The following is an 8,271-nucleotide window of genomic DNA, read 5'->3' on the forward strand; positions in this document are numbered from 1 at the left end:
ACCGTCCCCCCCGCTGCGTCCCACCACCCCCCCCCCCCCTCCCCCCCCCCCCCCCCCTCCTCCCCCCCCCGCGTTTCCGGGTGGACTGCGGCCTCAGGACATTCCGGTGGCGGCGCGTCGGCGCTCGACCGCGCGGACCAGGTCGGTGCCGATCTCCGCGAGGAAGTCCGCCGCCGTGTCGAGGCGCTGCCCGGCCGGGGTGGCGGCGCCGAGCAGGTCGGCGCCGGAGCGGGCGAACTCGGCGAGCAGGGCGTTGCGTTGAGCGCTCGCCAGCATCGAGCGGTACCAGACGTCACCGTTGATGGTGTACTGCTCGCGGCGGCCGTGCTGCCCGTCCCGCTCGCGGCGGATGAGCCCCTGGTCCGCGAGGTAGCCCACGGCCTTGGACACCGAGGCCGGGCTGACGCCGAGGCGCTGCACCAGGTCGGCCGCGCTCAGGCTGCCACTGTCGGTGACGTACAGACAGCTGAGCACCCGCGCCACCATCCGGGGCAGTCCCAGGTGGACGAGCAGGTCGGCGAAGCGCCCGGCGTAGTCGGCGATGGCCGCCTGGTCCCGCCCGTCCGGGACGGCGGCGGTGCCCCCGGTGGGGCGGGCGAGGCCCGGCCGCCGGCGGGCCCGGCGGGCGGTCGCGCGCTGGGCGGTCTCCGCGCGGTAGCGGCCGGGCCCGCCGTTGCGGGCGATCTCCCGGGTCACCGTGGAGGTGGGGCGGGCGATCAGCCGGGCGATCGCGGCGTAGTCCAGCCCCTCGGCGAGACCGGTCGCGATCGCGAGACGGTCCTGCGGGCTCAGCCTGGCACCCGGCACGGGTGGCTCCTCTCATCGGGCTTCGCACGAGTATCCGGAGACGGGCCGCGTGGTTGCAACCGCGTTTGCATTCGTCGGCATCGTCATTGCAATGATTGACCGTCACTGAACTGAGACGATGCGACCGTTGAAGCAATCGGATGTTGATGGATCCTCGAACCCGGCCGTACGTTCTTCACCGACGACGAAAGCCCGACCGACCAGGGGGACCCACCATGAAGACCACCACCCGCGCCGCCCTCGCCACCGCCGTGGCCGCTGCCCTGCTGGCCGCCACCGCCCCGGCCGCCCTCGCCGCCGACGGTGGACACGGGCACGGGGGCCACCGGGGACTCCAGGCCGCGCTCGACCAGGCGGTCACCGTCAACGGCCTGCCGGGGGCCACGGCCGAGGCCCGCGACCACGGCTCGACCTGGTACGGGCAGTCCGGCACCGCCGACCTGACCACCGGCCAGAAGTTCCACCCGCAGGACCGGTTCCGGATCGGCAGCACCACCAAGACCTTCGTGGCCACCGCGTTGCTCCAGCTGGAGGCCGAGGGTCGGTTGAGCATGGACGACAGCGTCGAGCAGTGGCTGCCCGGCCTGGTCGACGGCAACGGCTACGACGGATCGGCGATCACCCTCCGCCAACTGCTCGACCACACCAGCGGAATCGCCAACTTCGCGATGGACGGGACGGTGTCGGAGGAGTTCCAGGGGCCGCCCTTCCTCCAGCACCGGTTCGACACCTTCACCCCGCGTCAGCTGGTGCAGATCGGGATCGGCGTGAAGCCCAGCTTCGCGCCCGGCACCAGCTGGGAGTACTCCGACACCAACTACGTGCTGGCCGCGATGATCATCGAACAGGCCACCGGCCACAGCCTCGCCCAGGAGATCACCGACCGCTTCGCCCGGCCCCTGCACCTCAAGAACACCTACGAGCCCGCCGCCGACGACACCGGCATCCAGGGCCCGCACGGGCGCTTCTACTCCAAGCTCGGCCCGTTCAACCGGCCGGAGCTGCCGATCTACGACGTCACCGAACTCAGCCCGTCCTGGGGCTACGGCTCCGGGGACATGATCTCCACGGTGGGGGACCTGAGCACCTTCTTCCAGGCGCTGCTGGGCGGCCGGCTGCTCCCGCCCGCGCAGATGGCGGAGATGGTCACCATGAAGGACCCGAAGGCCGGCCGCACGGGCTGGATCCCGAACTCCCACTACGGCCTGGGGATCGGGTCGATCACGCTGTCGTGCGGCGAGGTGTGGGGGATGGGAGGGGCGATCAACGGCTCCTGGTCCTACACGTTCGGAAGCCGGGACGGCCGCCACATGATGTCGACCCAGGTCAACGGCGACTGGGCGAACGGCGAGGATTGGGGGCCGGTCGCGGTCTTCACGAAGGAACTGGAGGCCGAGTTCTGCGGTGAGGCGAAGTAAGGGACGTAGGGGAACCCGTACAGAGTGGTGATGTACGGCATCGGCCCGTCGCTCATCAGGAGCGACGGGCCGATGGTGTCAGACCTCGGCGGAGGCGGCGTACTTGACGAACGCCTCCCACGCGGCCGGCTCGAAGGCGAGCTGGGGGCCGCTCTTGTCCTTGGAGTCACGCACGTGGACGGTGCCCGGAGTCTCTGCGACCTCGACGCACTGGCCGCCTTCGTTGCTGCTGTGGCTGCTCTTGATCCACGAGAGCTTCGCGTTCATCGTTCTCCCAGCATTTTCTCGATCAAGGCCAAGGACTCCCTCACGTCGAGCGATTGCCCTCTGAGAGCGCCGTATCGTGCGTTCATGATACGGACTTCCTCTTGCTCCGTGATCAGTCGACTACTTTGCTGAGCCTCGATGTATCCGTTCTGCGGGCGCCCCTTGGGAGTGATGAGCGTGAAGGGCCCGGCCAAGGCAGGGTGGTCAACCCTGGCGGGGGGCATGATGTGAATCGCCATGCCGCGCATCGCCCCGACCTCCAGTAGCCGCAGCAGTTGCTCCTCGTGAACTTCCCAGCCACCGAGCGGGCGTTGGAGGACGCTCTCCTCGATGACCCAGCTGAAAATCGCCCGTGGCCAGCGAGTCAGAATCTCCTGACGTTCGATTCGTGCTGCCACACGCTCCTCGATCGTCTCTTCGCTCAACAGCGGCTGACGCATTCCGAAGAGCGCTCGCGCATGAGCCTCGGTTTGGAGCAAGCCCGGGATGAGCAATGTGCTGAACTCGTGGATCTCCACGGCCACGGGTTCCAAGCCCGCATAGCCACGGAACCAGGCCGGGTGTCGCACGCGTGCTTTGGCGCGGGCCTTCATGACGTCATCCCTCTGGACGGCCAACAAGCCTCCGGCGTTCAGTTCCTTGTCCACTGCGACAAGCAACTCCGGCTGGGGCGTTCGCACCCCACGCTCGACCGAACGGATCAACTCTTCTCCGTAGCCGACGCGCTTGGCCAGTTCCTTCTGGGTCAACCCGGCCCGCTCCCGCAGGAGTTTGATCTGCTTCCCGATCGCCCGGAGGAAGTCCGAGGTCTCGGTGAGGTCCTCCGGCAGCTCCGTTCGAACCTCGTCACCCGTCTCGCTGTTCCGCGCCGCACTCATCGCGACCACCCCGCCTGTGATTGAGTCGCACAACAAAAGCTGTCCGCACCTGGACAGATACTCTCTGTGCCCGCCGGATCCCTGGTCAGCGTACGTCCGCCCCGCCACGCTTTCTCCCATGACGACCGAAATCCCCCTCGACAGACCGCGCACCCACACCACCGTCCACACCGCCACGCCCAAGGGGGCCGCGCTGTGCCGCCGCATCGCGCGGCGTCAACTCACCTGCTGGGGACTGAACTCCACGCACACCGATCCCTTCCACTCCGCGCTCCTCATCGTCGCGGAGCTGGCCACCAACGCCGTCCTGCACGGACGCGTTCCGGGGCGCGGGTTCGAGCTGCACCTCTCCCTCACCACCACCGCGCGCCGGGGCACCACCCTTCGCATCGAGATCAGCGACCCCAAGGGCGACAGGCCCCCCGTCCTGCCCACCACCCCCACGCCGCACTCCCAGTCCGGCCGGGGTCTGCTCCTCATCGCCGCGCTCAGCGACCGCTGGGGCTCGATCCCCCGCCACCCCAACTCCAAGACCGTCTGGGCCGAACTCGACCTCGCCGACGCCACCACCCCCGATGCCGCCTGAACCCCGCCATAGCGACGGGCGGGCGGCGCTCTGCACGCTCCTGCCTTGTGCGCTTCTCCTCGCCCTGCTCACGTGGGCCTACCCCCTCGTCGAACCCCGCCCCAACCACCCAACCCCGCACCCCATTTCGAGCCCGACTTCGAGCCCGACCCCGTAAAGCGCCGAGGAGTGGGAAGTCGGCCCCACCGACTTCCCACTCCTCGGCATCAACGGCTCGCCCATCGCCCCCCGCTCCGGCGCCACGGACCGGGCCCTGCGGCGGTACCGGGCGTTCACCTCGCCACCGGGGCGCCGCGTGGCGGTGCTGGACGCGGCCTACGCCCGGCGAACGCTGCCGGATCCCTTCGCCGATCAACGACAGTGGCGCTCCGAACTCCGGTGGCGTCGCCGACTCTCCGGCGGTAGGGCCGGGGCGTGAGCCTCCCGGAGGTGCGTTGTCGCCGGGCCTCCGTCTCGGCCTACGAATATCGCTTGCAGGGCTGCCGCGCCCGCACGAACATCGGCCCATGCCTGTCGATCCGCACCTCTTCGCCGTCTTCCTCGTCACCACCCTCGTCGCCATGGTCACCCCGGGGCCGGACATGCTGTTCATCCTCGGCTGCGGGATCCGCGGCGGCGCCCGTGCCGGGCTGCTCGCCACCGCCGGGGTCGCGACCAGCGAGGCCGTTCACATCGCGCTCGCGGCCGTGGGGCTGTCCGCGTTCTTCGCCGCCGCGCCGACCGCCTTCACCGCGCTGCGCCTGGCCGGCGCCGCCTACTTGGTGTACCTCGGTGTGCAGGCGATCCGCCACCGCGGCCGGGAGCGGGTCGAGTCGGCGGGCGCGAACGGGGTCTCCGGTCGACGGGCGTACGTTCGCGGGCTGCTGACCAACCTGGTGAACCCGAAGATGGTCACGTTCACGATCGCGTTCCTGCCCCAGTTCGTCGATCCCGGCCTGGGCCGGGTCTGGCTCCAGTTCCTGCTCCTCGGCGCGGTCTTCATCGCGATCGAGTTCCTGGTCGACGGCACCGTGGGCGTCCTCGCGGGCCGGATCGGTGGCTGGCTCGACCGGCGCGCGGCCGCGCGCCGCCGGCTCGACGTGGCGACCGGCGGTGTGTTCATCGGCCTGGGCGTACGTCTCGCCGTCGAGCGATAGGGCGCTTCGTTCCCGTCAGGAGTGGGAAGTCGGCCCCACCGACTTCCCACTCCCCTCAGCCGAAGGTCGCCCGACGCTGCCGGTGAAGGGAACCCCGCGCCGCACGACATACTCCCGGCGGAGTACTCCGGTACCTCGCCGGGGCTACGAACGACACCGGAACGGTTACATCCGCGGGCCGATTCGATACGGAGCCGCGAAAACTAGCGTCGATCCCATGAAACGCAATCACCGTCTCAGCGCCGTCGCGGCGCTGGCACTCGCCGCCCTTGTCACCGGAACCGGCGCCGGGTTCGCCGCCACGACCACACCGGTGGCCACACCGTCGGCCACACCGGTGGCCACGCACGCGTTCGGCACCGCACCGGCCACGGCCACCGCCACCGCCACCGCGCCCACGCGGTCCTTCCAAGGCACGCTCCCCGCGCCGACCGGCCGCTACGCCGCCGGCGAGGACGTCATTCACCTCACCGACGAGAGCCGTCCCGACCCGTGGGTGCCGTCGTCCGGCCCCCGCCAACTGACCGTCACGATGGTCTACCCGGCCGTCCCCGGGACCGGGACTCCGGCCCCCTACATGACCCTCGCCGAGGCAGCCGGACACATCCAGCGCGCGAAGATCCCGGCGAGCTCCGGCATCACCCCGCAGAACGTTTCCGGCGTCACCACCCAAGCCTTCGACGGCGCGCGGCCGCAGCGGGGCAAGTATCCGCTGGTGGTCCTCTCACCCGGGTTCGGGGACCCGCGCATGGTGCTCACCTCGCTCGCGACCGACCTGGCCAGTCACGGCTACGTCGTCGCGCTCGTCGGCGACACCAACGGGGACAGCGGCGAGACGCTGGCGAACGGCCAGACGCCGCCGTGCGCGATCTGCGATGACCCGGCGCGGGTCGACTCCGTCCCCGCCAACCGCGCGCTGGACGTGTCCTTCGTGATCGACCGGTTGACGCACGGCAATGCCGCGTGGCGGCTGGCACACCTCATCGACAAGCACGAGATCGGCATGGCCGGACACTCCATCGGCGGAGCGGCGGCCGCCACCACGATGATCACCGACCCGCGAGTACGGGCCGGAGTGAACATGGACGGCACCTTCAAACCGGCCCCGATGCCCGGCCAGATCAACCGGCCGTTCCTCATGCTGGGTACGGACGCCGACCACTCGGCCGGCGGTGGCGACAACTGGGGGACGGCCTGGGCCGCCCTCGGCGGCTACAAGAAGTGGCTGGCGGTCACCGGCGCCAACCACCCCAGTTTCACCGACGTGGACCTGCTCGAGGAGCAGGCCGGGTTCCCGACGCCGCCCCTCGACCCCGAACGTGGAATCGTGATCACGCGTGAGTATGTGACGGCGTTCTTCGACCAGACGTTGAAGGGGATCCACAGCCCGCTGCTGGACGGCCCCTCGCCGAACAATCCGGAAGTACTCTTCCAGCACTAGGGCGTGTTTCGAAAGTGCTGGTCACAGCCACTCGTTGATGGCTGCGACCAGCACGGTCGCTTCGTAGCGGACGGCGAGTTTGTCGTACCGGGTCGTGACCGCGCGGTGGCGCTTGAGGCGATTGATCCCGCACTCCACCGCGTGGCGCTTCTTGTAGTCGTCCTTGTCGAACTTCGGCGGCCGCCCGCCATGGAAGCCGCGCTTCTTGCGGTTGGCGATCTGGTCGCGCTTCTCCGGGATCGTGCAGCCGACGCGGCGTCTGCGTAGGTAGACGCGGTTCGCGCGCGAGCCGTACGCCTTGTCGGCGCGGACCTTGTCCGGCCGGGTGCGCGGCCGTCCCGGACCAAGGCGTGGCACGCGGATACGGCCCAGGACGACCTGGAACTGCGGAGAGTCCCCGCGCTGTCCTGCCGTGATTACGAGCGACATCAGCTTCTGCGCCTGCTCGACCGCCAGGTGAATCTTGGTGGTCAGTCCACCGCGAGAGCGCCCGAGGCCATGGTCTCCGGGCTCGGCGAACACTCCGCCGGGCGGCTCGACCTGTAGGTCCCCCTTTTGCGCGCACCAGCCGCGTGCTGGTGCGCGCGAGTGATCGTGGAGTCTACCGAGATGTCCCAGGTGATCAGACCCTTCGCATCAGCCCGAGCCTGGATCTGTTCGAGAATCCGGTGCCACGTGCCGTCGCGCTGCCAGCGGCGGAACAGCCCGTACACCGTCTCCCACGGTCCGTACCGCTCTGGGAGATCCCGCCACGGGATGCCCGTGCGGGTTCGGAACCGTATGCCGTTGATCAGCTTCCGCTTGGTGTGCACCGGCGGCCGACCGGTCTTGATGCCCCGCGACAGCAGCGGTTCCAGCACTGCCCATTGGGTGTCCGTCAGATCTCCCCGAGCCATGGAACGTGATCATCGCATGACCTTGATCCACTCCGGAAAGGAGCCGGTCGCTTCCCTCAGCCAGTCGTCGGCGACGGCTCCACCGGTGGCGGCTCCGGCGAGTAGCGGGCCCCACGGGCATTGAAATGAGCCAGGTAGTAGGTGACGCCGTCGAGCTGCAGCTCCATGGGCGGAGGATCGGTGACCAGGTGGGCCCGACTGCGGTGGCCGTCCACCAGGGCCTCCATCTTCGGTGTGTTCCAGGACCGCGCCCAGCTCTCCGCCTGTTCCAGGGGCCACAGGAAGTGGGCGCCGAACTCCTTCTCCTCACCAGGCTCCGCCTCTGTCAACGCACGCACCAGCGCCGGGCTGTAGACGGCACGGACCCGGAAGTTCACCAGGAATCGGCTCTCGATCACGATCCGCATGTAGCGACGGTGGTTACCCCGATGACGTCCAGCCACAATGACGCGTTCGCCGCCGTCGCCCCAGGCCGGCGGTGCTATCCACACCTTCGCTCCCGGCGCAAAGTGCCGCAGTCCCTTACGGATCTCCAGCCCACCTTCGCCATGGCTGGTCTCCGGGGCGATATTGGCCACGAGACATATGCCCAGCGGCTCCGGTCCAGTTGCATCGGTCATGGCTGCCATGATCGCCGAGTACGGGCGTAGTGGCATGGTCTTTTTTTGGGGACGGCCCTTGGAACCGTCGGGTAGCCCGGGGGAGCTCACCCCCGGCCGCCTCAAATACCACCGCAGGGTAGCCACCAGATACGACTGTGAGGATGGTCGGGTGCCGCCCCGGGCGGTGGTCTGGCCCGAGATACGACTGGCGTTGATGCCTTGAGCTTGATCTGCCGACCA

At 69.3% G+C, this 8,271-nt stretch carries 9 protein-coding genes; 4 read left to right on the plus strand and 5 right to left on the minus strand.

Annotated features, from left to right (window positions below):
* Positions 1 to 93: 93 nt before the first annotated feature.
* Positions 94 to 807 (minus strand): GbsR/MarR family transcriptional regulator, encoded by a 714-nt coding sequence (locus ACZ58X_RS24955; RefSeq protein WP_470335821.1) that lies wholly within the window; start codon positions 805 to 807, stop codon positions 94 to 96.
* 215 nt (positions 808 to 1,022) lie between these two features.
* On the opposite strand from ACZ58X_RS24955, the gene ACZ58X_RS24960 reads away from it, so the two are divergent.
* Positions 1,023 to 2,225 (plus strand): serine hydrolase domain-containing protein, encoded by a 1,203-nt coding sequence (locus ACZ58X_RS24960; RefSeq protein ID WP_470335822.1) that lies wholly within the window; start codon positions 1,023 to 1,025, stop codon positions 2,223 to 2,225.
* A gap of 78 nt (positions 2,226 to 2,303) precedes the next feature.
* Here the strand turns inward: ACZ58X_RS24960 and ACZ58X_RS24965 are convergent, their stop codons facing one another.
* Positions 2,304 to 2,492 (minus strand): DUF397 domain-containing protein, encoded by a 189-nt coding sequence (locus ACZ58X_RS24965; protein ID WP_470335823.1) that lies wholly within the window; start codon positions 2,490 to 2,492, stop codon positions 2,304 to 2,306.
* Positions 2,489 to 3,370: a helix-turn-helix domain-containing protein gene (locus ACZ58X_RS24970; protein WP_470335834.1), complete on the minus strand. Its 882-nt coding sequence runs from the start codon at positions 3,368 to 3,370 to the stop codon at positions 2,489 to 2,491. Before ACZ58X_RS24970 ends, ACZ58X_RS24965 begins: the two co-directional genes overlap by 4 nt.
* A 118-nt stretch (positions 3,371 to 3,488) precedes the next feature.
* Between ACZ58X_RS24970 and ACZ58X_RS24975 the strand changes: the two genes are divergently transcribed.
* The 3 genes from ACZ58X_RS24975 to ACZ58X_RS24985 all read left to right on the plus strand — a co-directional run bounded on the left by ACZ58X_RS24975 (position 3,489) and on the right by ACZ58X_RS24985 (position 6,533).
* The gene (locus ACZ58X_RS24975; RefSeq protein WP_470335824.1) at positions 3,489 to 3,956 is read left to right on the plus strand and encodes an ATP-binding protein; all 468 of its coding nucleotides are present in this window, start codon (positions 3,489 to 3,491) and stop codon (positions 3,954 to 3,956) included.
* 506 nt (positions 3,957 to 4,462) lie between these two features.
* Positions 4,463 to 5,092, plus strand: a complete 630-nt coding sequence (locus ACZ58X_RS24980; RefSeq protein WP_380592170.1) for a LysE family translocator — start codon at positions 4,463 to 4,465, stop codon at positions 5,090 to 5,092.
* A 217-nt stretch (positions 5,093 to 5,309) separates the two neighbouring features.
* Positions 5,310 to 6,533, plus strand: a complete 1,224-nt coding sequence (locus tag ACZ58X_RS24985; RefSeq protein ID WP_470335825.1) for an alpha/beta hydrolase family protein — start codon at positions 5,310 to 5,312, stop codon at positions 6,531 to 6,533.
* A gap of 21 nt (positions 6,534 to 6,554) precedes the next feature.
* Here ACZ58X_RS24985 and ACZ58X_RS24990 read toward each other — a convergent pair.
* A protein-coding gene (locus tag ACZ58X_RS24990; protein WP_470335826.1) for an IS5 family transposase occupies positions 6,555 to 7,429 on the minus strand; the annotation gives its coding sequence in 2 pieces (ribosomal slippage) (positions 6,555 to 7,037 and positions 7,040 to 7,429; 873 coding nt in all).
* 56 nt (positions 7,430 to 7,485) lie between these two features.
* A complete protein-coding gene (locus ACZ58X_RS24995; protein WP_470335827.1) occupies positions 7,486 to 8,049 on the minus strand; it encodes a hypothetical protein in 564 nt (187 codons plus the stop codon).
* Between the last annotated feature and the right edge of the window lie 222 nt (positions 8,050 to 8,271).

The organism is Kitasatospora sp. NPDC040550 (assembly GCF_055594965.1).

Coding starts and splice junctions, on each gene's coding strand:
- ACZ58X_RS24960 (WP_470335822.1), top strand. CDS start 1,023: ATGAAGACCACCACCCGCGCCGCCCTCGCCACCGCCGTGGCCGCTGCC.
- ACZ58X_RS24965 (WP_470335823.1), bottom strand. CDS start 2,492: ATGAACGCGAAGCTCTCGTGGATCAAGAGCAGCCACAGCAGCAACGAA.
- ACZ58X_RS24970 (WP_470335834.1), bottom strand. CDS start 3,370: ATGAGTGCGGCGCGGAACAGCGAGACGGGTGACGAGGTTCGAACGGAG.
- ACZ58X_RS24975 (WP_470335824.1), top strand. CDS start 3,489: ATGACGACCGAAATCCCCCTCGACAGACCGCGCACCCACACCACCGTC.
- ACZ58X_RS24980 (WP_380592170.1), top strand. CDS start 4,463: ATGCCTGTCGATCCGCACCTCTTCGCCGTCTTCCTCGTCACCACCCTC.
- ACZ58X_RS24985 (WP_470335825.1), top strand. CDS start 5,310: ATGAAACGCAATCACCGTCTCAGCGCCGTCGCGGCGCTGGCACTCGCC.
- ACZ58X_RS24995 (WP_470335827.1), bottom strand. CDS start 8,049: ATGACCGATGCAACTGGACCGGAGCCGCTGGGCATATGTCTCGTGGCC.